Here is a 616-nt window from a genome sequence, read left to right as displayed (position 1 = left end):
ACCACGCTCAGCGGATCGCCCGGGGCCTCGTACGGCGTGGGCTCGCTCCAGGTGTTCCAGACGTGCATGGCCACCAGTGGGGCCCCGCGCAGTTCTGCCTCCGTGAACGCGAAGGACGCGGCGGCGTTCCCGGCGGGCGAGCCGTCCGCGGCCAGCAGTACGGGACCCTGGGGGTCGGGCCGCCCGCGCATCACCATGAGAGGGCCGTGCCCGTGCGCCGCCAGCTGCATGGCCGTCGAGCCCAGCAGCAGGTCGCCGAAGAGGCTCCGGCCGCGCCGCCCCAGCACGGTCAGCACCGCGTGCCGCGACTCGGTCCCCAGCACCGTCAGGGCGTCGCCGGACACCACGGTGCGGGCGATCTCCAGTCCGGGGACGCGCTCGTGGATCCGCTGCTCCGTCTCGGCCAGCACCCCGTGGATCATCGGATCCAGGTCGGCGGGCCGGGTGAACGCGTGCACGATGCGCAGCCGGGCCCCACGCAGCCGCGCCTCCTCGGCCGCCACGTCGGCGGCGGCGAGGCTGGAGGAGGAGCCGTCCACTCCGACGATCACCGTGTCGTCCACCACACACTCCCGTCCCCGGAAGATGCCACCGAGTACCCACGCGGGCGGTCCGC

The 616-nt window shown here is 74.5% G+C and carries 1 protein-coding gene; it reads right to left on the bottom strand.

Annotated features, from left to right (window positions below; all coding sequences use genetic code 11):
- A partial coding sequence (locus LPA54_RS35065; protein ID WP_228984647.1) for a universal stress protein occupies positions 1 to 563 on the bottom strand: 563 nt, incomplete at its 3' end.
- Positions 564 to 616 lie beyond the last annotated feature (53 nt).

The sequence above is a fragment of the Streptomyces sp. DH12 genome, assembly GCF_020873895.1.
Lineage (GTDB): Bacteria > Actinomycetota > Actinomycetes > Streptomycetales > Streptomycetaceae > Streptomyces.
Note: the sequence above shows the minus strand (reverse complement) of the source record. Positions and strands in the feature narration are given on the sequence as shown.